This is a genomic window from Amycolatopsis sp. cmx-4-54 (assembly GCF_046548895.1).
Classification (GTDB): domain Bacteria; phylum Actinomycetota; class Actinomycetes; order Mycobacteriales; family Pseudonocardiaceae; genus Amycolatopsis.
The window spans coordinates 12,917-36,700 of sequence record NZ_JAEBEJ010000006.1; the positions used below are offsets into that span (position 1 = coordinate 12,917).

General features: G+C 69.5%; 22 protein-coding genes. 12 read left to right on the forward strand and 10 right to left on the reverse strand.

Going from position 1 to position 23,784, the window contains the following annotated elements; translation table 11 throughout:
- The first annotated feature begins 2 nt into the window (after nucleotides 1–2).
- The gene (gene eccB, locus ACLJQ7_RS20590) at nucleotides 3–1,436 is read left to right on the forward strand and encodes a type VII secretion protein EccB (protein WP_410649835.1); all 1,434 of its coding nucleotides are present in this window, start codon (nucleotides 3–5) and stop codon (nucleotides 1,434–1,436) included.
- Between the two features lie 170 nt (nucleotides 1,437–1,606).
- On the opposite strand, the gene ACLJQ7_RS20595 is transcribed toward eccB, so the two are convergent.
- From ACLJQ7_RS20595 to eccCa, 5 genes are all read right to left on the reverse strand, one after another.
- Complete coding sequence (locus ACLJQ7_RS20595; protein ID WP_410649836.1) at nucleotides 1,607–2,815, reverse strand: hypothetical protein; 1,209 nt, start codon at nucleotides 2,813–2,815, stop codon at nucleotides 1,607–1,609.
- Nucleotides 2,816–2,825: 10 nt separating this feature from the next.
- Nucleotides 2,826–3,242, reverse strand: a complete 417-nt coding sequence (locus tag ACLJQ7_RS20600) for a hypothetical protein (RefSeq protein WP_410649837.1) — start codon at nucleotides 3,240–3,242, stop codon at nucleotides 2,826–2,828.
- Between the two features lie 10 nt (nucleotides 3,243–3,252).
- A complete protein-coding gene (locus tag ACLJQ7_RS20605; protein ID WP_410649838.1) occupies nucleotides 3,253–4,641 on the reverse strand; it encodes a hypothetical protein in 1,389 nt (462 codons plus the stop codon).
- Between the two features lie 9 nt (nucleotides 4,642–4,650).
- Nucleotides 4,651–5,031: a hypothetical protein gene (locus tag ACLJQ7_RS20610; protein ID WP_410649839.1), complete on the reverse strand. Its 381-nt coding sequence runs from the start codon at nucleotides 5,029–5,031 to the stop codon at nucleotides 4,651–4,653.
- Nucleotides 5,032–5,105: 74 nt separating this feature from the next.
- A complete protein-coding gene (eccCa, locus tag ACLJQ7_RS20615; protein WP_410649840.1) occupies nucleotides 5,106–9,074 on the reverse strand; it encodes a type VII secretion protein EccCa in 3,969 nt (1,322 codons plus the stop codon).
- A 133-nt stretch (nucleotides 9,075–9,207) separates the two neighbouring features.
- Here eccCa and ACLJQ7_RS20620 point away from each other — a divergent pair, with 133 nt between their 5' ends.
- A complete protein-coding gene (locus ACLJQ7_RS20620; protein WP_410649841.1) occupies nucleotides 9,208–9,510 on the forward strand; it encodes a hypothetical protein in 303 nt (100 codons plus the stop codon).
- Between the two features lie 24 nt (nucleotides 9,511–9,534).
- Nucleotides 9,535–9,834, forward strand: coding sequence for a hypothetical protein (locus ACLJQ7_RS20625; RefSeq protein WP_410649842.1), 300 nt, complete (start codon nucleotides 9,535–9,537; stop codon nucleotides 9,832–9,834).
- A 62-nt stretch (nucleotides 9,835–9,896) separates the two neighbouring features.
- Here the strand turns inward: ACLJQ7_RS20625 and mycP are convergent, their stop codons facing one another.
- From mycP to ACLJQ7_RS20640, 3 genes are read right to left on the reverse strand one after another with little or no spacing between them, the layout of a single operon-like run.
- Nucleotides 9,897–11,171 carry a type VII secretion-associated serine protease mycosin gene (gene mycP, locus ACLJQ7_RS20630; RefSeq protein ID WP_410649843.1) on the reverse strand — a complete coding sequence of 425 codons (1,275 nt, stop codon included), beginning with the start codon at nucleotides 11,169–11,171 and terminating at the stop codon, nucleotides 9,897–9,899.
- 4 nt (nucleotides 11,172–11,175) lie between these two features.
- Nucleotides 11,176–12,138: a DUF6177 family protein gene (locus tag ACLJQ7_RS20635; protein WP_410649844.1), complete on the reverse strand. Its 963-nt coding sequence runs from the start codon at nucleotides 12,136–12,138 to the stop codon at nucleotides 11,176–11,178.
- On the reverse strand, nucleotides 12,135–12,479 hold the full coding sequence (locus tag ACLJQ7_RS20640) for a hypothetical protein (RefSeq protein WP_410649845.1): 345 nt from the start codon (nucleotides 12,477–12,479) through the stop codon (nucleotides 12,135–12,137). Before ACLJQ7_RS20640 ends, ACLJQ7_RS20635 begins: the two co-directional genes overlap by 4 nt.
- 138 nt (nucleotides 12,480–12,617) lie before the next feature.
- Here ACLJQ7_RS20640 and ACLJQ7_RS20645 point away from each other — a divergent pair, with 138 nt between their 5' ends.
- From ACLJQ7_RS20645 to ACLJQ7_RS20665, 5 genes are all read left to right on the forward strand, one after another.
- The gene (locus tag ACLJQ7_RS20645; protein WP_410649846.1) at nucleotides 12,618–12,983 is read left to right on the forward strand and encodes a YbaB/EbfC family nucleoid-associated protein; all 366 of its coding nucleotides are present in this window, start codon (nucleotides 12,618–12,620) and stop codon (nucleotides 12,981–12,983) included.
- Complete coding sequence (locus ACLJQ7_RS20650; RefSeq protein ID WP_410649847.1) at nucleotides 12,980–13,306, forward strand: hypothetical protein; 327 nt, start codon at nucleotides 12,980–12,982, stop codon at nucleotides 13,304–13,306. The genes ACLJQ7_RS20645 and ACLJQ7_RS20650 overlap by 4 nt, the downstream gene beginning before the upstream one ends.
- A 1-nt stretch (nucleotide 13,307) precedes the next feature.
- Nucleotides 13,308–16,889 carry a hypothetical protein gene (locus ACLJQ7_RS20655; RefSeq protein WP_410649848.1) on the forward strand — a complete coding sequence of 1,194 codons (3,582 nt, stop codon included), beginning with the start codon at nucleotides 13,308–13,310 and terminating at the stop codon, nucleotides 16,887–16,889.
- Nucleotides 16,886–17,326 (forward strand): hypothetical protein, encoded by a 441-nt coding sequence (locus ACLJQ7_RS20660; RefSeq protein ID WP_410649849.1) that lies wholly within the window; start codon nucleotides 16,886–16,888, stop codon nucleotides 17,324–17,326. The genes ACLJQ7_RS20655 and ACLJQ7_RS20660 overlap by 4 nt, the downstream gene beginning before the upstream one ends.
- Nucleotides 17,327–17,391: 65 nt before the next feature.
- The gene (locus ACLJQ7_RS20665; RefSeq protein WP_410649850.1) at nucleotides 17,392–17,847 is read left to right on the forward strand and encodes a hypothetical protein; all 456 of its coding nucleotides are present in this window, start codon (nucleotides 17,392–17,394) and stop codon (nucleotides 17,845–17,847) included.
- An 18-nt stretch (nucleotides 17,848–17,865) separates the two neighbouring features.
- Here the strand turns inward: ACLJQ7_RS20665 and ACLJQ7_RS20670 are convergent, their stop codons facing one another.
- The gene (locus ACLJQ7_RS20670) at nucleotides 17,866–19,122 is read right to left on the reverse strand and encodes a sensor histidine kinase (protein ID WP_410649851.1); all 1,257 of its coding nucleotides are present in this window, start codon (nucleotides 19,120–19,122) and stop codon (nucleotides 17,866–17,868) included.
- Nucleotides 19,119–19,784: a response regulator transcription factor gene (locus ACLJQ7_RS20675; protein ID WP_410649852.1), complete on the reverse strand. Its 666-nt coding sequence runs from the start codon at nucleotides 19,782–19,784 to the stop codon at nucleotides 19,119–19,121. The genes ACLJQ7_RS20670 and ACLJQ7_RS20675 overlap by 4 nt, the downstream gene beginning before the upstream one ends.
- 159 nt (nucleotides 19,785–19,943) lie before the next feature.
- Between ACLJQ7_RS20675 and ACLJQ7_RS20680 the strand changes: the two genes are divergently transcribed.
- From ACLJQ7_RS20680 to ACLJQ7_RS20695, 4 genes are all read left to right on the forward strand, one after another.
- Nucleotides 19,944–20,597, forward strand: a complete 654-nt coding sequence (locus ACLJQ7_RS20680) for a LuxR C-terminal-related transcriptional regulator (RefSeq protein ID WP_410649853.1) — start codon at nucleotides 19,944–19,946, stop codon at nucleotides 20,595–20,597.
- Nucleotides 20,597–22,246, forward strand: a complete 1,650-nt coding sequence (locus tag ACLJQ7_RS20685; protein ID WP_410649854.1) for a right-handed parallel beta-helix repeat-containing protein — start codon at nucleotides 20,597–20,599, stop codon at nucleotides 22,244–22,246. The genes ACLJQ7_RS20680 and ACLJQ7_RS20685 overlap by 1 nt, the downstream gene beginning before the upstream one ends.
- A 58-nt stretch (nucleotides 22,247–22,304) precedes the next feature.
- A complete protein-coding gene (locus ACLJQ7_RS20690) occupies nucleotides 22,305–22,967 on the forward strand; it encodes a winged helix-turn-helix domain-containing protein (RefSeq protein WP_410649855.1) in 663 nt (220 codons plus the stop codon).
- Nucleotides 22,968–23,355: 388 nt separating this feature from the next.
- Nucleotides 23,356–23,748, forward strand: coding sequence for a hypothetical protein (locus tag ACLJQ7_RS20695; protein WP_410649856.1), 393 nt, complete (start codon nucleotides 23,356–23,358; stop codon nucleotides 23,746–23,748).
- Nucleotides 23,749–23,784: the final 36 nt, after the last annotated feature.

Consider the following 23,784-nt stretch of genomic DNA (forward strand, 5'->3'; position numbering starts at 1 on the left):
CCATGGCGTCCAAACGGGATCAACTGCAGGCGTACCAATTCCTGGTGCAGCGCGCGATCTCCGCGCTCGTGACGAGGGAGACCGACCCGGAGCAGCCACCTTTCCGGCGTCCGTCGGGCGCCGCGTTCGCCAGTGTCGCGCTGGCGATCGTGGCGCTGGCGTGCGTCGGGGTCTACGGGATGATCGTGCCCGGCGGGAACAACGCCTGGCGCAAGAACGCCGCCGTCATCGTGGAGAAGGAGAGCGGGACGCGGTACGTCTATCTCGACGAACGGCTGCACCCCGTCGCGAACTACGCGTCCGCGCTGTTGCTGCTCGGCGAACACGGCACCACGGAACGGGTTTCGCGCGAATCGCTCGCCGGAGTCCCGCGCGGGCCCCGGATCGGTATCGCCGACGCCCCGGACGGCTTGCCCGGCCCCGGAAAGCTGCTCACCGGAGCGTGGTCACTGTGCTCGGCGCCCGCGAGCGACCTGGCGGGCAGCCGGATCGAGGAATCGGTACTGCTGGCGGGCGCTTCGCCGTCGGGCGGCGCGGAGCTGGGAGACCAGGCGCTGCTGGTGGAATCGACGTCGACCGGCGACCGCTTCGTCGTATGGCGCGGACATCGGCACCGGATCACCGACTACGGTGCCGTCGGCACCGGGCTCGCGCTCACCGCCGAACCGTGGGCGCGGGTGGGCCGGGCGTGGCTCGACGTGCTCCCGGAAGGGACGCCGATCGGCCCGCTGCCGGTGGCGGCGGCGGGCGAGGTGTCCATCGCGGTCCCTGGCCGGACCGACATCCGGAACGGGATGCTGCTGATGGTGCAGACCTCCGGCGGCGGGCAGCAGCACTACCTCGCCGAACGGGACGCCCTGCGGCCCATCACCGAACTGCAGTACGACGTCCAGCGCGCGAGCGCCCAGATGGTGGCCGCCTATCCCGGCACGGAGCCGAAAACCGTGCCGCTGCCGCCTTCGCTGGCGACCATGTCCCGGCAGCTGGACCCGGTCCGTGCCGACGCCGGCGCGGCGCCCGTGACCCGTCCGGCCATCGCGCGCCTGCGCGACCAGGACGCCACCGTCTGCGCCACCTTCGGCGACGGTTCCGCGGCCCCCGCGCTGACCGTCGACCCCGTCCTGCCCGCCGCGGACCCGATGTCCACCACCGCCCGCCGAACCGCCACCGGGACGCCGCTCGCGGACCGCGTCCACGTGCCGCCCGGCAGCGCGATCGTCGTCGAGGCGATGCCCTCCGCGCAGGCCCCGGCCGGGACGCTGACCGTCGTGACCGACATGGGGCGCCGTTACCCGCTGGCTTCACCCGACGTGCTGAAGATGCTCGGCTACCCGTCGGCGCGCCCGGTGCGGCTGCCCGCCGGCCTGGTCGCGAGGCTGCCCGAGGGCCCGAGCCTCGACCCGGCCGCCGCACGGCGCCAAACCCTGGGCGGCTGACCCGTAACTCGCGTGATCCTGGGCGTAACTCGCGTGATTAAAGGCGTAACACACGAGTTACGCCTCCAATCACGCGAGTTACGCCTTCAGACACGCGAGTTACGGGAACGACGTGAAGGCCCCCTTCACTGCGTCCAGCGCAGTGAAGGGGGCCTTCACGGACAAGCGGTTCAGCGGGAGTTCGGCCGCCAGAGGTCTTCGTCGAGCATCTGCACCGAACCCGACTCCGACTCACCCGGCCGCTGCCCGCGCGCCAGCGTGAACCCCGCGTCGGGATTGCCGTTGGCGGCCCGGCCGCGCAGCTTCGCCGGGACGCCGTCGCTTCCCCCGGAGGAGGCCCGGCGACCGGACCCGTTCCGCCCGACCGGCTGGTCGTTCGACGACGGCCGGAGCGTGCTCGCCGTGTTCTGCCCGCCGGCGTGCGGCGGTGACATCGGTGACATCGGGCCCGTCGCCGCCTTCGCGGTGGACGTGCTCGCTGCCGCCGGCTGGATTTCGGCGGCCAGGCTGGGCGCCTTCTTCGTGCCGATCGGCTTCGCCGCGACCGGGAGACCGGCCAGCCCGCCCGCCGCGCCGATACCGCCGAGCAGCCCCGTCGGGACCGGCGGGGCGCCCGAGCCGCCGGGGACCCCACCGAGACCCGGGACCGCCCCGGCCGCGGTCGGGAGGGGGGCGAGCCCGGCGAGCGAAACACCTGACGTCCCGTCGTAGCCGGGGATTTCCGGCATCGAGACGTCCGTCCCGGTCCCAGTGCTCCCGCCGCCGACACCGAGCGACTCGGCCAGCCCCTGCACTTCCGTCAGCGCGTTCATTCCCGCTTCGGCCGCCTTGATGAAGTCGGCGGGCGAGTTCCCCTCCGCGGACGCCTGCGGTGTCTCGGGCATCAGATGGTCGGGCTGCTCGATCCCGGAAGCCGAGACGACCTTGAGCATCGACATGTCGAACTGCGCGCCGAGCGCGGTCATCCGCGCGCCGGAGGCCTGCTGGAAGAGCGGAGCCGCCCAAGCGGTCAGCGGGCTGGTCATCGCCGCCATGTATTGGCTGTGCAGGAACGACACCTCCTGCATCGTCTCCTGGATGCCGCTCGCCAGCGTCGTCAGCGTTTCGGCGGGCTGGGCCAGATCGATCCGCTCACCCCAGAACCGGAGTTCGGCGAGTGAGCGTTGCGCCCGTTCTTCGTGGGCTCGACCCGCGTCGTCCTGCCACGTCGGCGAAAGCTCGCCCACGCGGGTGTGCAGTTCGGTCGACGCGTTCTCGATCCAGGCACGGGATTCGGTCCACATACGGGCGGCGTCGGTGAGAACGGCGACGTTGGCCTGCTCGGCGGTGATCATCGCCAGATGCGCCTCGATCGGCAGCAGATTGTAGGGAACAGCCATGATCAGCTCCTCAGACCAGGTCCTGCGGGGCGCCGCCCGCGGCCGGGTCGGCCGGTTTTTCGGTGGTGGTGGACGGTTGTTGCACGGAGCCCGCCGTCTGCTTCACCAGATCGATGCCCTGTTTGAGCACCTTGGTGGCGGAGGTGGCCAGTTCGAGCGCACTGGTGACGTCCGCCGCGCTGTAGGTGATCGCGGCGGTCTTGACCTTCGTCGAGTCGGTGACCATCTCTTCGGTCATCTTCGTCATGAACGCGGCCACACTCGCGGTGGCGGCCTTGTCCAGTACCGACATCGCGATACCTTCGAAGAGACCGGTCAGATTCGGCGGTGTCCCCAGCCGTGCCAGCGACGGCGGCATTTCCGGGGCGGTGAGCTTGCTCGAGTAAGCGCTCATCGACTCGGTGTCCGCGTTGATTTGATCGGGCATCTACCCCTCCTCACTGTCCGGCGCGATAGCGCGGACCACTGTCTTCCTGGTTGACCTGCCACAACTCCTCGTCGAGCAGCTGGACCGTGTCGTTCTCCCGGTCCCACCGCCGCGGCGCGGGAGCCGGTTCGCCTGCCCGGTCGACCGGACGGCCACGTCCGGACCGGCCGAGCAGTGAAACCCCCGGCGTCGTACCGGGTTTGCGGTCCCGTGACCGTCCGGTGGCGGCGTGTTCGGCCGCGCCGGGTTTGATGCCGTTGCCGGTCTTCGCTCCGCCTTGCTGCGGTTGCTGCTGTGCCGGCGGCATCGCGCCGGGAGTGCCTGCCGCGCCGGTGCCGCCGGAACCCGTGGCCGAAAAGGAAGCCGCCACCGGGAAAGCGGCATTGCCGGCGCCGCCGGGTGTCGACTGGCTGATCGGCGTCGTCGGGGCAGTCGCCCCACCGGCTCCACCCGCCGGACCACCGACCGGGCTCACCCCGCCCCCGGCGAGGCTCGGCAGGCCCGACCCACCGTCGAGCCGGGCGAGCCGGTCCGCGATCTCCGCGGGGGTGAGTGAGCCTCCCGGCCCGAGTGGATCGATCGGATCGAGCGGACCGAGCGGCGTCGGGCTCGGGGAGGTGGTGCCACCGCCCAGCAGCTGTTGTGCCGACTGCATCGCCTGGCTCAACGCGTCCAGGGCACCGGGTGCCGCTTCGAGAGCGTCCTTGACCGGATCCGTCGCCTCCGGGACCTCTTCCTCCGTGGGGGTGGGTTCCTGCGGCTGCGGGGAAGAAGGTGAGGGCGCGGTGCCGGGAGACGCTGCGCCGGAGGCGGGAACGCCGTTCGTGGCCGGTCCGGGGCGTCCTTGTCCGGACGTCGCGGCGAGCGGGCCTTCCCAGGGCAGGCCGATGGCGTTCTTCATGGCCAGCGCCGCGTCCTGGTATTTCGGGCCGAGCTTGGTGATCTCGTCGGCGATCTTCGTTTCGATGGCCTGCCGCTGTTTCCCCCTGTCCTCTTCGGACAGTCTGTTGTAGTGGTCGACCTGGTCCTTCGCGGTGTTCAGGGCCGCCCAAAGAGCCAGGTTCAGGCTGTTGACCTTGTCGAGCACCTCCGACGCGGTGGTCTGCTTCTGCGGTATCGGAAGCCCGACGGTCGCCATCGACGTGACGATCCCGCTCGGGTCGATCCAACTCCGCATGACGGTGATGTCCCGGGTCACCCGTGCCATGAACTGGCGTCCGGCGGCGTCGGGCCACCGATCCTGGGTGACGAGCTGATTCGCCTGCTGGTGGAGGAGCGTCGCCTGCCCGTCGATCCAGGCCCTCGCGTCCCGCCACAGGTAGCCGGTGGCCACCAGCTTGGGGACGTGGGTGTGCACCTCGGCCGTGAGTTGTCCGTACATTTCCTCGATGGAGGCCATAAGATCCCCTCAGCGCTGTCCGTCTTGCGGGGTGAGGAGCCGGGGATCGATCGCCGGGAGGCCTTGAGGGCGCTGCGAGACGAAGGTGTTCAAGATCTCCTGGCGGGCCGTCTCGTCGGCACGGAGGTAGCTCGCGGCCGTCTGCTGGACGAAGGCGCTGTACGCGGCGAATCCCTGTTCGGCCTGTGTGATGAAGGTCTGGAGCCTGCCGATACTCTCGTTTTCCGCGGCGGTGAGATGCATGCAGAAGTCGTCCAGCCCGCCGAAGCATGGTGTCGTACTGTCGATCCGGGAAATGTTGCTGACCGGCGGCGTGTCGAGGCTGCCCATGATCCGGGACGCGAATTCCCGCATGGCGTCGGTGTCGCCGTTGATCTCGTCACCGCTCATCGTCACTCCTCACGTCGTTTTGCGGAAAGGCAACCACTTCCGGGCTCTCCTCCGGGGGTGGCGACAGGAACAGGTCATTCCCGCTCCGGGAGCCAGGCGAGTTGCACCAGCCCCTTCTGGCCGCGGCGGTCCACCAGCCAGCCACGTCCCGGGGGCAGGACCTGCGCTCGCATTCCGCCCAGCAGCGGGCCTTCGTCACGATCGCCGGACATCATCAGGCCGGGCGTGCCCACTTCCCGCAGCCTGCCGAGGAAAGGCTCGAACAGGCCGCGGCCCGCGCCACCGGTCCGGCGGGCCAGCACCACGTGCAGTCCGATGTCCGAGCCCTGTGCGGCCAGCGGCAGCAACGCCATGAGCGGGTGTTCCTTGTGCGTGGCCACCATGTCGTAGTCGTCGACGAGCACGAAGATCTCAGGCCCCTCCCACCAGTTCCTCTTCCGCAACTGCTCGGGGGTGACGTCCTGTCCCGGCAGCCGTTTCGACAGGGCCTTCGCCGTCTCGAGGAGCATTCGCCCGCTCTGCTCGTCGTTGGTGCCGTAACCGAGGAGGTGTTCCTCGCCCACTTCGCCGAGCAGGCTCCGGCGATGGTCGACCAGGATGATGCGGGCTTCGTCCGGCCGGTAGGCCTTCTGGATCCGTTTGGCGAGCACCCGGAGGAACGACGTCTTGCCGCTCTGGGTGTCGGCGAGCACGAAGAAGTGCGGGTCCTTGGCGAAGTCGAGCCGCATCGGGGACAGGTCGCTTTCGTGGATCCCGACCGCGAGCCCAGGTGCCTCGCCGTCCGCGCCGGCAACGCCATCGCTGGGCGGAAGCTCGTCGTACGGCAGGATTCCCGGCAGCAGCCGGACCGACGGCGCGGGCTCGCCCGGCCACGCCGTCTTCACCGCTTCGACGAGCGCGCCGATGCCGTCGGCGAGGTCGTCCGCCTCCGTGACGCCGTCGATACGGGGCAGCGCGATCAGCATCTGGTGCCCGCTCATGGCGATTCCGTGTCCTGGCGCGTCGGCCGGAACGCTCATCGCGGCACGCCGGTCGATGACGGAGTCGATCGGATCGCCGATCTTCAGCTCCAGCCTGCTGGCGAACAGGTCACGGACGTTCATCCGCAGATCGAACGAGCGGGAGCACCCGGCCACGACGTGGACGCCGTAGGAAAGGCCGCGCGCGGCGATGTCGCCGACCGTCTCTTCGAGTTCCGGGAAATCACCGCGCAGCGTCTGCCAGCCGTCGATGACGAGGAAGACGTCGCCGTGCCGTTCCGCGGGGAACCGGTTTTCGGCACGCAGCTTGCGATAGGTGACGATGCCGTCGATCTGCTGTTCGGCGAACAGCCGTTCCCGCTGGGCCAGGATCGTCGACACCTCGGCCACCGTCCGCCGGACGGCACCGGTGTCGAGCCTGCCCGAAACGCCGGCGACATGCGGCAGGCCCGCGATGGAGGCGAGCGTTCCCCCGCCGAAATCGAGGCAGTAGAACTGGACTTCGCGGGGAGTGTGTGTGAGCGCCAGGCTGGCGATCAGCGTCCGCAGCACCGTGCTCTTCCCGGTCTGCGGAGCCCCGATGACCAGCACGTGCCCGGCGGCGCCTGCCAGATCCAGCACCAGCGGGTCGCGTCGCTGCTCGAACGGCCGGTCCACGATGCCCAGCACCGGCCGCAGCGAACCGCTCGCACCGGCGGAGAGCCCGCGCCGGGAATCGGTGACCAGCGGGGGCAGCAGCGCGTCCAGGGTCGGGGACTCCGCCAGCGGTGGCAACCAGACCTGATGCGCCGGGGTTCCCCGCCCTTCGAGCCGATCGACCAGGATGTCCAGCAACGTTTCGCCGACGGCGGTGTCGTCGTCCGGCTCGGTGGACTCCTCCGGCTCGACGTCGAATTCCTCGGCGACGTAGGCCGTGGTGTACTCCTGCAGCACCAGGCGTTCCCCCGGGTTCGTGGGCACACTGCCCCCGGTCGCGCGCTGGTACACCCCGGAGACGTAGGCGGAGCGGAACCGGTCCATCGGCTCGGTACCGACCTTGAGGAACCCGTGCCCGGGTGCGCGCGGCAGTTTGAAGGCGTCGGTGACCCCGAGTACCGCCCGGCTCTCCATCTCGGAGAACGTCCGGAGCCCGACCCGGTAGGACAGATGGGTTTCCAGGCCACGCAACCGGCCTTCTTCGAGGCGTTGCGAGGCGAGCAGCAGATGCACGCCGAGCGAACGCCCGACCCGTCCGATTTGGACGAACATGTCGATGAAGTCGGGCTTGGCGGACAGCAGTTCGGAGAACTCGTCACAGATCACCAGCAACGTCGGCACTTCGGGCAGCGGTGCGCCCGCGGCCCGTGCCTTTTCGTAGTCGCGCAAGGAGGAGAAGTTGCCCGCCGCCCGCAACAGTTCCTGACGGCGGATCAGCTCGCCGTTGATCGCGTCGGTCATCCGGTCGACCAGATGCAGTTCGTCGGCGAGGTTGGTGATCACCGCGCTGGTGTGCGGCAACGCGTCCAGCCTGGTGAAGGTGGCGCCGCCCTTGAAATCGACCAGCGCGAAGTTCAGCGAGCTCGGCGGATGGGTGACCGCCAGCGCGAGGACCAACGTGCGCAGCAGTTCCGACTTCCCGGAACCGGTGGCCCCGATCAGCAGGCCGTGTGGCCCCATGCCGTCCTGCGCCGGCTCCTTGAGGTCGAGTTCGATCGGGGCGCCGTCGGCCTGGATGCCGAACTGAACCCGGAGCCGGTCCCGGTTCGGCCTCGGCTCCCAGGTGTCGGCCGGATCGAATTCGTACGGATCACCCAGTTCCAGCAGTTCCGCCAGCCCGAGTTCGGTGCTCATCGGGGCCTCGCCCCGCAGGCCCGCGGTCAGCCGCAGCGGCGCCAGCTGACGGGCGAGCCCTTCGGCGGCGACGGCGCCCATCAGGTCGGCTTTCCCCAGTGGGGCCTCACCGTCGATCGTCTCGCTGAGCAGTCCACCGTCCGCGTCGACGGCGAGCACGACGGTGGTGCGGTCCAAGGCCCTCGGCGGCATCGTGGTCAGGTCGACGACGGTCACGCCTTCGACACCGCCGCCGGTCATGAGATGGGACGAGCCGGCGACCGCGCCGCCGTCGAGCACCACCACCAGATGCGGTCCGGCCAGCCGGACGTCCGCTTCGGGGTCGAACCTCGGTCGTTTGGCCAGTTCCTCCTCCAGCATCGACTCCAGCGCCTGGATGCTCGGCGCCACCAGGCGAAGCGGGCCGAGAGCGTCCGAGCGCTCGGGGTGCAGCGCGTGCGGCAGCCACTTGGTCCACTCCCAGGCGGCCCGGTGTTCCTCGTTCACGCAGACCGCGACGCGCAGGTCGTCGGGGGAGTGCAGGGTGGCCAGCTGCCCCAGTGTCGCGCGCAGCATGCCGAGGACGGCTTCCCGGTCTCCACGCAGGTAGATCCGGCTGAAGCCGTTGATCGCGATGGCGATCGGCAGTCTGTCCACAGTGGAATAGGTGGTGATGAACCGGCGCAGCGCCAGCGCGGACAACGGCTCCAGCTCTTCGAGCGGTTTGGTGTCGGGAGTGACCAGGGTGGTCGCCGGGTTCTGGGCGCTCCGCCCGATGCGGGCGACACCGAAGTCGGGATCCTCCTTGCGGCGCTCCCAAAGGCGATAGCTTCCCGCCAGCGACCACAACGAGGCCGGGTCCGGGTGGAGGTACTCCATCGCCTCGCGCTGCTTGCGGATCGAACGCCGTAGACGTAACCGATGCTGGGCCAGATGCCGCAGGTACTTCCGGCGGGCGTGCCCCATTTCCCGTTTGCTCGGGCCACCGCCCTGGAGGAAGCCCATGACGACCATGCCGAGCATGCCGACGCCCATGATCCCGTAGATCGCGAAGCGCATCGACCCGTTCATGCTGCCGGAGTACATCAGCAGCATCCCGGCCGTCATCGCCACCATCGGCAGCACCATCAGCACCTGGGCCCACTGCCGCGCGGGCGGGGGCGGGATCTCGGGCGGCGGCTGAAGGATCAGCTCACCGGACGGCATCTCCGGGCCCGGCCTGCGGGTGGGGCGCTTCACCACGACTGTCGACACGACAACGATCGTCGGCCACGGCGATGGCTCCGGGACCGCGCTGGCAGGAAGCTGCCGAGCACCGGAAAGTGCCTCGATCGCTCACTAACTTGGCCAAGGTAAGGAACACCTGTGTCGTGGAATGGAGGATGAAATGAGCTTCGATCTCTACGGCGAAACCGCGGCGATGGCCGCGTACGCGGCGAAGACGCGGGCGATCGGTGAGGACATCAACGCTCAGCTGCAGTCGAGCCTCAGCAGCGTCCAAGGCTACAGCGCGAGCTGGAAGGGACAGGCGAGCCGGATGTCCGAGGCCGGTGAGATCACCAGGCACGAGAACTGGGGGAGGAACACCCAGAACGTGGACCTCATGTCCGACAACATCACTCAGGTGCACGTCAACTACGACGACGTGGACAGCGAGTGGGGTAACGCCATCGGCTCGGTCATCGGCTGACGTACCGGTTGAAAGGAAGATCAAATGCCTGACGGACTCATCTCGGCGAGGTTCGAAGACCTGCGTGCGATCGCGGGCAACCTGCAGAGCACGATGGCTCAGCACGGCCAGTCGCTGGACGACCAGCGCCACGAGGCGCTGCGTATGGAGGACTACTGGCAGGGCCAGAACAACACCGACGGTTACGCGGCGCTGATGTGCGACCAGAAGCTCGCCGGCGAGGACATCGAGCGCGGCCAGCAGAAGGGCGTGGTCACCAACGGAGCGGCCGACGGCTATCACGACACCGTCTTGAAATGCAGTGCCTTGTTCGGCCGGGCGTGATCCCTCGCCCATGAAGAATCCCCGGAGCACATCGCTCCGGGGATTCTTCATGGGCGAGGGAATCAGGGCTCGGAGATCAGGAAGACCTGTTCCGGCGGTTCGACTACGGCGGGCCGATCGGGCACCGTCTCCGCTCGGGCGGGCCGCCAGCGACGGCGGCGCCCGCGCGGCACGACGACCGCGATCAGCGCGGTCAGCACGATTCCGGTCACCGCGGCGACGGTGAGCCACTTCGCGATCCCCGCCGCGCGCTCGTCGGCGGCTTCCCTGTCGAGCCGCGCCTTGTCGGGCGGTGACGGGACGAAAGCGGGCAGGGCCGCGGGTTTCTGCGGATCGAGCCCGTCGGTCACCGCCCGATACGGATCGACCAGACCGGCCCCGTAGGCGGGGCTGCCCCGTCCGCCGCGGGCCGGGCTCGCCGTGGCCACCAGCCGTTGCGCGACTTCGGCGGCGCTGAGCCGGGGCCAGGCGGACCGCACCAGTGCGGCGGTGCCGGTGACGAACGGGGCGGCGAAACTCGTGCCGTCGACATAGGCGTGGCCTGCCGCTCTCGTCGCGGCCAGCACCTTGGCTCCGGGGGCGACGAGGTCGACATAGCGACCGACCTGGGAACCCTGGATCCGCGCGCCGTCGATGTCCACCGCGCCCACCGCGAGCACACCGGGGTAGGAAGCGGGATACGACGGCAGTTCGGTGTTCGCGTCCCGCTGTCCGTTGCCCGCCGCGGCCACCACCAGGGCGTCTCTCGCGACCGCGTAGGCGACGGCGTCACGGATGACGGCGAAGTCCTCGTGGCCCGACAGCGAAAGGTTCATCACCCTGGCGCCCTGGTCCGCGGCGTACCGGATCCCGTTGGCCACCACCTGCGGGTCGATCCGCAGCGACTCGCCCTGGTCGCCGACATCGCGATCGCTGATCCGCACCGGCAGGATCCGCGCGTCCGGCGCGACTCCGTGGAAACCGATACCGGACACGGGATCCGCGGCGGCGATGGCGGCCACCCCGGTGCCGTGGGAGACGCAGTCGAACGAGCCTGGAAAGGTTCCGGCGAGATAGAAGTCCCGGCCGGGGAGAACCTTTCCCGCCCGCTGGAGTTGCGGATGGTCGGCATCGACACCGGAGTCGACCACCGCGATGAGGACCCCGTCGCCTCGGCTGTGCGGCCATGCCCGCTGAGGATCGAGCACCTGCTGTGCCCAGGGCTGCGCCGGTACGGCGGACCTCGCCGGTTCCGGGTTGTGACAGGCACCCGGCGGGGGCGCCGCCTGGGCGAGGGGCGCGGCTACGACGAACTGGGCGGTCACGGCCAGTGCGGCGGCCGCGAGAGTGCGTTTCATGGGTTCAACTCCCGACGGGCGTCGCGTAGTGGTGGAGGATGTCGGTGAGTTGCTCGAACGGCGCCGAAGCGCCCCCGTCGAACCGGCACCAGACGGCTTTGCGGTCGCCGGCGCCCAGGAGCCGCACCCGCGCGGCCGGTGTCCGGTGCGCGTGCGCGACTCCGACGGCGGAGACGAGTTCATGTCCGAAGAGGACGCCGTAGGGCAACGCGGGCGGCGCCGGGATCGTGGAACGCACGCCGCCGGTCCGTCCGGGTGCCGCGCCGACGGTCATCCGTCTCGCGGTGCCCGCGCATTCGGCGGCCAGGTCTTCGATGCGGCGGGTATCCACGGATCCGGCGGCCGGTCCGCTGATCCGGAGCTCCTCGACGACGTCGTCGTCCACTCGGGACACCCGCAGCCGTCCGGTCACCCCCTCTCCGACGACGACCAGTGAAACGGGTCTCGGCGCCCGGGCGAGACAATGGGCCGAGATGCCGGTGGCGGACCAGGGTTCCGTGACCGGTTCCGCGACACCCCAGCCGTGCGGCCCGGCCCCGGTGAGCGCACGCATCGCGATTTCGGTGCTCCTGCCGAGCCGGAGCGGTTCCCCCGCCGGGAACGGGGTGCTGATCAGGACTTCGAGGTCCCCGCTGCCCGGTGAGTACTCACGCGGCGGAGGGATCGTCGCGCCGGCCTCGGGGACGAACCTGGTGCCGTTCCAGTCCAGGGGAAGCCCCAGGAAGCCGTCGCGATGCCCACCGCTTCCGTCACGGACGACCCAGCCGGCGCGCGCGTCGCCCAGCAGTGACTCCAGCGGGAAGGTGAGGCCGCTTCGCTCACCGGTGACGAGTTGCAGCACTCGTCCGCTTTCGACGGCGGTCTTGGCCGCGTCGACGAGCCAGGTGGAAGCCGGGACCACGGCACGGAACTGTTCGACGACGATCGCTTCGGACGTGGCGCGGTCGGCTGCGGGAGGTCCGTTCATCGGCTCGACCACGACGGTCCGCCGGTCGCGGCGACCAAGGCGGCGGTGAAGTCCCGCGCGGCCGTCTCCGCATCGGCGTCACCGTCCGGGGCCCGGCTTTCCACCCACCACACCGGCGGCGGCACGTCGATCCCGAGCAGCCGCCGCGCTTCTCCCGGTACCCGGACCGACCTGCCGTTCTCGATGGTCAGCACCACCCGCCCGCCGGGATTCCGCAGCAGGAAGAGCATGCGGTCCTCGTCCACTTCCACTTCGGACAGTGGGCTCGCGGCCCGGATCGCCGAGATCAGCGTCTCGGCATCGGGTTCCCGGCGGCACAGGCCGACGACGTCGAAGGTCATCCGGTCGGCTCCTTTCCCTCGTCCCCCATGGTCGTGCGCGAAGCGACGCGACGAACCCGCGTGACAGCAACAGGTCACGCGGCCCCGTACGGCGCCGGACGCGGACAAGCTGATCCGGACGCGAACAGAGGAGGTGCCATGGATTCGCCGTTCCAGCTGGACATGCGGGCCGAGTACGGGCGATTGGCCCAGGACATCCGTTCCACGCAAGGGAGAATGGCCGGGATCCGGGCCACCGCCGAATCGGACGACGGGCTGATCGGCGTGACCGTCGGCGGGGCCGGTGAGCTCATCGAACTGTGGCTGGACCCGCGGATCTACCGGGCGCCCGATTCGGCCGCGCTGGCGCGGGACATCACCGAGACCTTCCACCGGGCCGTCGAACGGTCCCAGGAAGAGGTCATGGAGATCGTCGCGGGCTTTCTGCCCGCCGACGCCACTCCCGAGACGGCGGACCTGCGCTTCGACCCGCTCCTGCACGAACTGGACCGGAGGCTTCGATGACCGGCATCGACCGCGACGGCGACGGCAAGATCGACATGCTCCCCGAAGAGACGGTGGGACAGCTGAACAGGCTGCGCGCCGCGGGAGACGATCTCGACCCGGCCTGGTTGCTCCAACGGGGCAAGATCGACGTTCCCGGGCAGATCGGCACCGGCCCCTTGGGGCGCGCCTTCACCGCTCTCTACACGACACCGAGGACCGCGGTGGCCTCTGCCATGGACCAGGTCCCGGGGATCTACCGGCAGCTGGCGGAAAACGGCGGCCAGGCGGTGCAGGCCTACCAAGCCGTCGACAGCACCGTCGCCGGCCGGTTCGCCCGGTGACATGACCGATATCGTCGAGCCGGACGGGGTCCTCTGGGACTGGGTGGTCCAGAACGGCGGCCAGACCAAGGAAGCCATCTGGCCCTCGGACAGCGAGACCGCCGCCTGGGATCTGGCGACGGCGTGGACCGCGTCCGCGAACGCCCTGCGTGCCGCCGTCCAGCTTTCCGACAGTGCCGCGGCGGAGCTGCGCAAGGTCTGGTCGGACGCCGCCGGTTTCGAGCTGTTCTACGCCATTCACTCCTTGAACAACGGTTCGCTCGGTGAACCGGGGGTCAAGGAGATGGCGGTCATGATGGACAGCCTGTCCGCGGCCTGCCGGGAGTACGGAAACCTCATCGTCGCCGCGAAACACGCGATCAGGAAGCACATCTCCGACAACAACGAACTTTTCGACCGATGCACCAGCTGGGCGTCCCGGACGGTTTTCGCCATCCAGGTCGCCCATCAGCTCAGCACCCTGCTGACCGAGTACGCGGGCAAGGTGGGCAAACCGGCGGGTGAGGAGACCAAACCGCCGAAGAAGCCGCGAGAGGGATTTCTCGGCGGACTCGTCGACAGCTTGGAAGAGGTCGGTTCGTTCTTCGCCGGTATGTGGGAAGGCGCGGTCGAGATGTTCGTGGGCTTCGCCGCGCTGGCGGGCTACGGTGACGGCCACTTCTCCTGGAACACTTTCGGTGAGGCGTGGAAGGGGCTGGGCAAGTTCGGCCTCGCCGTGGCGACCTATGCGACCCCGGGATTGGCCCAGCTCGACCAGACCGTCGGTCTCCCGGGGTTCGACCGCGGTGAAATGGGCTCGACGCTGGTCGAAGCGGGCAAGACGATGGTCGCCTGGGACACCTGGAGCGAGGATCCGTCCCGGGCGGCGGGCAAGACCACCTTCAACATCGCCAGCGCGGTGCTCGGCACCAAGGGCGCGGGCGCGGCGATCCGCGGTGCGGGCGCGGCGACGGCCGGGAGCAAGATCAGTACCGTCGCGGCCGCGGGCCGCGTCGCCGAAAAGGCGGGTACGGCGATCACGAAGATCCCCACCGGAACCGAACTGGCCGCGAAAGCCGTCCGCAAGATCCCGGGTGTCGACTCGCTGCTCGCGAAGGTCGGGCTCGGGCAATCGCCCGCCGGGGTGCCGGCTCATGCCGGGGACACCCCGCCCGCACCGCACACCCCGCGTACCCCCGACGAGACACCACCGGCGAATCCGCCCGGTGATCGGAGGCCGGACGGGCCGCCGCCCGAGGGACCGCCGAACCGGCCGCCCGGTGACCGGACACCGGACCACGTTCCCGACGAACGGCGGCCGAGCAGGGCTCCCGACGAACCGGCCCCGGTACGCCGGCCCGAACCCTCCGGTCGCCCTGAACCGTCGGTCCGGCCCGACCCGCCGACGCGGCCTGAACCTTCGCCCCGTCCGGACCCGCCGACGCGGCCCGAGCCCGTCACCCCGCCAGAGCCTCCGACACGACCCGGTTCGGTCGGCGAAGCTATGGACCCCGGCTCACACCGCACCCCCGGAACCGAGCAGGGTTCCCCCGCCCCCAAGGCGAACGAGGCACCGTCGGCCCGCGCCGAGAACCCCGCCGCTTCCGAAGCGCCGTCTCATCATTCCCAGACTGGGAGTCCCGAAGCGACAGGCCATCGCGCGCGGGACGCCGACGAACCGACGGCCACCATCAACCCCGAGACCGGTGAAGTCAGGTTGTCCGACCGGGTCGACCCGGCCGACACACGGGAACATCTGGGGCCCCCGGAGAAGGAAGCCGTCCGGAAGGCGCAGGAGGATTGGGCGGGGAGCACGCCGGTCAACCCACAGACGCCGAGGCAGAAGGGCCTCTACACGCTCGCCAGGGTGCTCGGCCTCGTGCACACCGTCGAAGATGCCGCCACAGGTCACTCCGCGCTGCCCACCAGCAAGCCGACGGATACGCCTCCGCCCAAGGAAACCACCCCGAAGGACAAGGACAAGGGAAAGGCGCCCGAGGAGACGGTCCCGCCCAAATCCCTGCCGGACGGTGATCCCGGACTACCGCCGCGGCCTGACACCACCCTCGTCGACGTCGACCTGGACGCCGGTAAACCTCGCCCGGCCGAGCATCCGGACACACCGCCCCCGAAGGGCGACCCCGAACTGGCCGGGCAAACTCCTTCGGCCGGGCCGGCGGCACGCGCGGAAGGTCCGGTGCCGGAGACACCGCGGCCGCCCACCCGCTCGCCCGTGGGCTCGGGAGGCCTGTGGCCGGAACCCGGGCCGCGCCGCCCGGGTTCGAGGATGCCGATAGGCGATCCTTTCCTGGACCGGCATTCCGGGTCGTCGAAGCCCCCCGTTCGAGGGGGCGACCATCCCCGGCATCCGCAGCCGGCACGCACACCCGACGGGGACGTTCCTCCGCCACGGGCTCCGGAGGAGCACGTTCCTCCGGTACGCGACATCGACTCCGCCATCAACCCGGAGCCGGCGCGGGCGCATCCCGACGCAGAGGGACCGCACGAAGGCGGCCACCGTGACGGTGACGACCGTGGGGACCAGCACACTCCGCACGAGGACACGCATGTCCCCGATGACACCGGGCGCCCGCCGTACGACGAGGTACCGAAGCCCCGGACGATCGACCCGGACTCGCCGGAGTTCTCCGAGCGGTTCGCGGACTGGAATCGTCCGGACGACTCGACGTTCGACGGGCCGAGGGAACGACCTGATGGCCACGGACCGATCGACTCGCCCAAGGTCATCGACGAGGTCGAACCGCGCACGCGGAACCGCAAGCCGCATCCCGATGGGATCCCGCAGCCGCTGCGAGGTGAGAAACCGCTGGCGGCGAACGCCGAATACGATGTCCGGTACAAGAACGGTGCGAGCAGCCGCTTCTTCACCGACGCCGACGGCAAGGTGACGCACGTCGAGACGACACTTGCGCACAAGAAGCCCTTTCACAACCCTGATCTACGTCATCCCTTGCAGCCCAATACGCAGTATCGCGTGCCCAACTTCCATGATCCGAACAAGCATTGGACCTTCGAGGTCGGTGAGAACCGGAAGCCGATCGCGATGACCGGCGAACCCGTCTTCAAGGGAAAGCACGACGACTTCCGCGACAACGCGTCACAGAACAGGTCGGGTAAAGAAGGAGAGGCGTCGTACAAGAACCACCCCGTGTACAAGAAGCTGTTCGGGCACGTCAAATGGGCGGGTGGCCACTTGGCGGCGCATGAGATGGGTGGCCCCGGCGAGTACGTCAACATGCACCCCCAGATGGCCGCGTCCAACAGCGGCCACTACAAGGACGGGTGGATCCATGAGGCGTCTTGGCGGGCTCAGGAAGCGGAGCTGGGCAAGTTCGCCGACGGCCCGGGCCAGAAGATCGAGAACTATCAGGTCCGGATGGAAGGCGACAGCAACGGCGTTCCGGAGAACGTGACCATGCGCTGGCAAGAAGTGGTGCACAAGGTCGACGGCCAGGGCGATCTCGTCCTCGGCCCGGACGGTAAACCGGTCGAGCTTTCCAGGGTGACCAGACAGCGGGACTTCCCGAACGATCCTTCCAACATCAACTACGGCCCACGCACGCGATACGGAGAGAACGAATGACCGACGAGCTCACCGGCGGCATCGCGTCCGCGCTGCTGGAGGCCGCACCGGATGCCTGGGTGCGCATCAGCCTCACGGTGTCCGCGACCGTGATGGCCTACGACTACGCCACCGAAATCCAGCTGGCCGATGGCCGGAACGGGGACGTCGACCTGCCCCCCGAAGTGCGCGGCGGCTTTCGGGAGCTGCGCGCTCGGATGTACGAACAGGATCGTGGGACCTGGTTCTCGGCGACGTTGGTGCTGGAAGAGGGTGCGCCCCCGGAGTTCTCGTTCAATTTCGACGAGGACCCGCAGTGGTGGCCCCCGTTGCACCCGACCGCCTTCACCCGCGATTTGGAAGCCTTTCCTCGCGATGAGACAAATATCCCGCAGTGGTTGCGGGATCTGCTCGTCCAAGGCGCCGAACTCGAGCGGGAACGAGAGACCCGGGGCTGAACGGTCCCGTGCCATGATGAAACGCCGTGCCTGATCGGTGACGGTTGAACGGGAGGACGTACCGGATGGCTGCTCAATGGCCTCAGCTCGACCCCATCGCCCAGAACGAGCTTCTGGGCGAGATCACCCTGTCTGTGGTCGGTGCATTGCCGCCGGGGTGGCGTGAGGTGATGCTGGACTACCGGGCGGTCGGCAAGAACATCGACGTCGCGGTCGGCGTGCTCGACCCGAACGGTTCTTACCAGGTGTGGGAACCGTCCGTCGAGACGTGGCGCATGTTCCAGCGGCTACGCGGCGGGATGTACCAGGACGGCGAAGGAACCTGGTTCTCGGCCAGGCTCGTCATCGAACCACCGTCGCGATTCCGCGTGCAGTACAACTGGCTGAACGAGCCGGACTTCCAGCCGTACCCCGCCCCGGACGAGTTCGCGCTGGAACAGGAACGGTTCCCTCGCGACGAGGCGTACATGCCGGAATGGTTCAAACGCGGCTTGGCCGCCGCGGGCACGAACAACCAGTGAGGCGACGCGGTAGCGCGCTCAGTTCGGGCTGACCGGGAATCGCAGTTCGAAGATCGCGCCGCCCTCGTCGGCGTTGTACACCGCGAGCGTGCCGCCGTGCGCCTGCGCGACCCACCGCACGATCGACAGCCCGAGCCCGGAGGATCCGCCGGTGCTGGCGAACCGGTCGAAGGCGTCGCCCGCCATCGTGGTGTCGATACCCGGCCCGTGGTCCGCGACGGTCACGGTGCCGCCGGCGACGGTCAGGTGCACGAACGCCTTCGAGCCGGGGTGGCGGCCGTAGCGCATGGCGTTGTCGAGGAGGTTGCCGATCGCCCGTTGCAGCAGTGCGGGATCGGCGTTGACCTTGGTGGGCGCGGCGGTGACGGTGACTTCGGCGCCTTCGGTCGCGGTGTCCTCGACGATCCCCACGACCAGCTGGTCGAGCCAGATCGGCTGGATGCTCAGCTGTTCCACTCCGGCGGCGAGCCGGGCGCGGACGAGGAGGTCGTCGATGATCCCGCCCATTCTCGCGGCGAGCCGGACGGTGCGCGGCAGGAGTTCCGCCGACTGCGCGGGGTTGGCCATCGCGGTTTCGGCGAGCGCGCGCAGGGCGGCGACCGGGGTGCGGAGGTCGTGCGCGGTTTCGGCGAGCAGGACCTCCTGCTGCTGCAAGGCCGCCGCGGCGGGGCGGATCGAGCGGCCGGACAGCAGGTGGCCCGCGAAGCCCAATACCGCGACCAGCAGCACGGAACCGCCGATCACCAGCAGCTTGAACCGGGTGTGCGCGGCGTCTTCGGCCTCGGTGGACTGCACCGCGACGACGGCCGCGAACGTCTTGCCGTCGCCGCCGCGCAGCGGTTCGGCGCGCACCTTGACCATGTCGCCGTCGTCGGCCCTTTGATGTCCTTGCACCAGCTTGCCGGTCTTCACCGCCTCGGTGGCGAGGCCGTTCATCAGGTGCGCGCTCATCGGGACGCAGTTCGCCCGCGAAAAGTGCGGCTGGAACGCGGGCGCCCCGCCGGGCAGGATCGCGAACTGGGGGCAGCGGTCGTTCAGCACGTCGGTGTTGACCAGACCGAAGCCGACGGTGCCGTCGTCGTAGGCGACCAGCCTGCTGACCGACGACGTGACCTGGTTCAGCGCGGCGTCGATCCGTTCCTCGCCCTGGTCACCGTCCTCGGTGATGAGCAGCCACGCGAAGACGACCAGCCCGAGGGTGTTCATCACGGTGAACAACGCGGTCAGCGTCCAGCGCAGCTTGCGCAGCCGATCGGCCGAGGAGTGGGTGTTCACCGCGAGCCCAGCCGGTAGCCGAGGCCTCGGACGGCGTGGATCAGTTCGGGTTCCTTCAGCTTGCGGCGCAACCGCTTCACCACCACATCGACCACATTGGACATCGGATCGGCCTGTGCGTCCCAGCAGTGCTCGATCAGGTCGGCCCGCTGCACCGGCAGGCCCGCCCTGGTCAGCAGATATTCGAGCACCGCGTACTCCTTGTGGGTCAAGGTGAGCAGCACGCCCGCCCGGCGCACTTCGCGCCGCGCGCAGTCCATCACCAGATCTTCGTGATGCAGCACCGAGGGCCGGTCGAAGGCCGACCGGTGACACAGGTTGGCCACCCGCTCGGTCAGCTCGGCCATCACGAACGGTTTCACGAGGTAGTCGTCACCGCCGTGCTCGAACCCGGCCACCCGGTCGGCGAGCGCGTCGCGGGCGGTGAGGAACAGTACCGGCGCCCGCCAGCCCAGTTGCCGTCGCATGTGGACGTACTCGATGGCGTCGCCGTCCGGCAGCATCCGGTCCAGCACCACGCAGTCGTGGTGCGTTCCGCGCAACAGCCGGTCCGCGGTCGCGATGTCACCCGCCTCGCCGACGACGTAGCCGGCCGCGCGGAGCTGCGTGACCAGCGCGAGCCGCAGATTCTCGTCGTCTTCGACGACCATCACCCGTGTCATCAAAACCTCATGTTCGGACAGCGAAAGTAGACGCGTGCAGTTCCCGGAGCCCCTGAACGCTAACGCGTCGGGTGCCCCCGGCCGCCCGGGCGGCGGGGAACTGGCATGAACAGGACGTCGTCGGCGGCACCGCGCCGGGGGAAGAGGGAGGTACCTGCGATGACCGTGCAGACCGGCCAGCTCAGCCTGGTCACGGGAACGGGCCAGGGTGGCGACCGGGCGGGGCTCGGCGAGCTTCTCGCGGAAGCGACCGGCGAGGTGCTCGTCATGAGCACGGGAACGGACACCGCCTTCCAGCGGATCGCGCTCGGATGCGTGCGCCCCGGCGTGCGGCACAAGGTGCTCTTCCCCGACTCCGCGCGGATGTCCGGCGCGCTCAACCGCATGTCGCGGGCGGGCGCCGAAGTGCGGACGGACGCCGAGGTGCCGATGGACGCGCTGGTGATCGACCGCACCTCGGTCGTCCTCCCGGCGGAAGGCAGGCAGGCCGGTTCCGCGGTGTTCCGGCTGCCCGGCGTGGTCACCGCGACGGTCGGGCTGTTCGAGCGGATCTGGCAGGCCGCCGCCCCGCTCGTGCCGCTGGATCTCCCGGACACCGGGAACGCCTCGATCCTGACCTGCCGCGAGCAGGAGCTGCTGACGCTGCTCTTCTCCGGTACCACCGACGAATCCGCCGCCGCACGCCTCGGTGTCTCCGTGCGCACGGTGCGCCGGATGGTCGCCGACATCATGAACCGGCTCGGCGCCCGCAGCCGGTTCCAAGCGGGCGCCAAGGCCGTCGACCGCGGCTGGCTGATGGCGAAGGCGGGCTGATGACGACTTCGACTCCCGGCCGTGTCCTGCTGGTGGCCCAGCGGCCAGGCGCGTATCCGACCATCGGCGACGCTTTGACGGAAGCGTCCGACGGCGCCGTCATCACCATCGCCGGCGGTGAATACGCGGAAACCGTCGAACTGACCGGCCTCCGGGTGACGTTGGCCGCGGCGGACGGCGCCACCGTCGTCGTCGACGGACGGGGCGCGGACCGGCCCGTTTTCCGCGGCACCGGCGGGGCGCTCGTCCTCGAAGGGATCGAAGTGCTGGCGGGCGGCGCGTCCGCGATCCAGGCCGACGACACGGAACTCGCGGTCCGGGACTGCACCGTCTCCGGCGGACGCGGCCCGGCGATCGCGATCCGCGGCACGACGGCGTTCACCGTGAGCGGGTGCGTGATCTCGGGGGCGGAACAGGGGATCGTCGTCGACGGCTCGCCAGGCCGGATCGAAGACACCACCGTCGAAGACGTGACGGGCGACGGCATCACCCTCGGCCAGGGCGCCGATCCGATCGTGCTCCGCTGCACCGTCACCGGGTGCGGGCTGCGGGGAATCTACGTCTACCAATACGCCCGGCCGGTCGTCGAAGGCTGCACCGTTTCGCACACCGGTCACGAAGGCATCGCCGTCGCGCACCACGGGGTGCCGGTCCTCAAGCGGTGCACGGTCACCGACACCCGCGGACCGGGGATCGCCTTCGCGTCCGGTTGCGGTGGCGAGATCTCCGGCTGCCGGGTCTCGAACACCGCGGAACCGGGGATCGCGATCGCCGAGGGGGCGACGCCGACGATCGCCGACGCCGCGGATCCCGGCACCGTGGGGGACAACGCGCTGGACGAGATGCTCGCCGAACTCGACGCGATGATCGGCCTTCCCGGGGTCAAGGAAGAGGTCCGCTCGCTGGTCGACGAGTTGCAGGTCAACGAATGGCGCCGCCGGGCCGGGCTGCCGGTCGGCGCGGCCGGGCACCATCTGATCTTCGCGGGCGCGCCCGGCACCGGGAAGACGACGGTCGCGCGGATCTACGGCAAACTGCTGAAGGCACTGGGAGTCCTGCCGGTCGGCCAGTTCCGGGAGGTGTCCCGCCGGGATCTCGTCGGGCAGTACATCGGGCACACCGCGGAGAAGACCGCGACGGTGTTCGAGGAGGCCAAGGGCGGCGTCCTGTTCATCGACGAGGCGTACACGCTGACGCGGCTCGCCGGCTCCGGCGGCGATTTCGGCCAGGAGGCGATCGACACCCTGGTCCCGTTGATGGAGGAACATCGCGACGAAGTGGCCGTGATCGTGGCCGGGTACACCGGTGAGATGGTCGACTTCCTCGCCGCCAACCCCGGTCTCGCGTCCCGCTTCGGCAAGACGATCGAGTTCGAGAACTACAGCCCGGACGAACTGCTCGCCATCTTCGGGCGGATGGCGTCGGCCGGTGACTACGAAGTCGATCCCGCCGCCGGCCCGGTGCTCACCAGCCACTTCCGGCGCGTTTCCGGCGACGTCAACTTCGGCAACGCCCGGGACGCGCGCCTGCTGTTCGAGAAGGCGCGTACGGCTCAGTCACAACGCTTGCGGCTGCTGGGCCGGATGCCCGCGCTCGAAGAACTGCGCGGGTTGCACGTGGCCGATGTGGAGGCGGCCATCACGCGATGACGCCCCGCGGAAGGTCGATCGCTGACACGGGTTCACCAGTAAAGGCTAGAGTTCCCCGGTGCGGGTGCTGGTGACCGAGGACGACGAAAACTTGCGGGTGGCGCTGGAATTCGCGCTGCGCGGGGACGGGTTCGCGGTGGACACCGCCGCCGACCTCCCCGGCGCGGACGAGGCGCTGATGGTGAACGCCTACGACTGCGCGGTGTTCGACCGGATGCTGCCTTCGGGTGACGCGCTGGCCTATGTGCGCAATCGGCGCGGCGCCGGTTGGCCGATGCCCGTGCTGTTCCTGACCGCGCGCGACAGCGTCGCCGACCGGATCGACGGCTTGCGCGTCGGCGGCGGTGACTACCTGGTCAAGCCGTTCGCGATGCCGGAACTGATCGCGCGGGTGCGCAGCCTGTGCCGCCGCGACATGGCCCGGCAGGCGGTGGTCCTGCGGTGCGCCGACGTCGAACTCGACACCGGCAGGCATCAGATCTCCCGGGCGGGCGTGCTGCTCACCGTGACGCGCAAGGAGTATCTCGTCATGGAGCGGCTGATGGCCGCGACCGGGTGGCCGGTCTCGCGGCGGGAACTGATCCGGTACGCGTGGGACGAGATGGCCGATCCGGCGTCCAACGTGCTGGACGTCGTGATCGCGCGGCTGCGGCGCAAGCTCAAGGACCCGCCGCTGATCCACACCGTGCGGGGGTCGGGTTACCGGATGGCGCCGCTCTAGCTCCGCGGCACGGTCGCCCGTCCGCCGTTCGCGGCCACCCCGCCGTGACGGGTTGCGAAAGCCACTTTCGCAACCTTCAGCGTTGCGAAAGTGGCTTTCGCAACGTGCGACCCCGCTCAGGTTGCCCTTGGTGAACCCCATGGCCGAGGTGTGTCGCGAAAGCCACTTTCGCGGCACGGTCGCCCGTCCGCCGTTCGCGGCCACCCCGCCGTGACGGGTTGCGAAAGCCACTTTCGCAACCTTCAACGTTGCGAAAGTGGCTTTCGCAACGTCCGGTCGCTCCCAGCCCGCCCGAAACCCCGCCCGAACGAGACCGTCGACACTCCATCCGCCCTGGATGTGCCATGCTCGACAGCGCACGAGGCGGCGAAACCGAGAGGTGACGAGGGTGTCCATCTGGGCAGGCGTGATCAATTTCGTCCGGGCGCGGTACGAGGTGCTCGAAGAGCGGGACGGCTGGCTCCGGTTCCGGGTCGACACCGGCGATGGCCGCGGCCAGCAGGTGTCCTTGCACCACTTGCCCGACCACGACGGCGCGGAATGGGTGGAGATCTCGTCTCCGGTGGGCTGGGCCGACAAGATCGATCTGCGGCGCCTGCTCGAACTGGCGGGCGGGGATTCGGTCGGCGGCGCGGCGGTGGTCGACGGTGTCGCGCTGCTCAAGCACACGATCCCGCTGGTCGACCTGAACCTGGTCAACGAGTTCGAACACCCGCTGAAGGCCCTCGTCACGCGTGCCGACACCTTCGAACACGAGCTCACCAAGGCCGACGAGTTCTGATCCTGCCCGTCCTTTCGGGACGGGAACGGTGAAGGC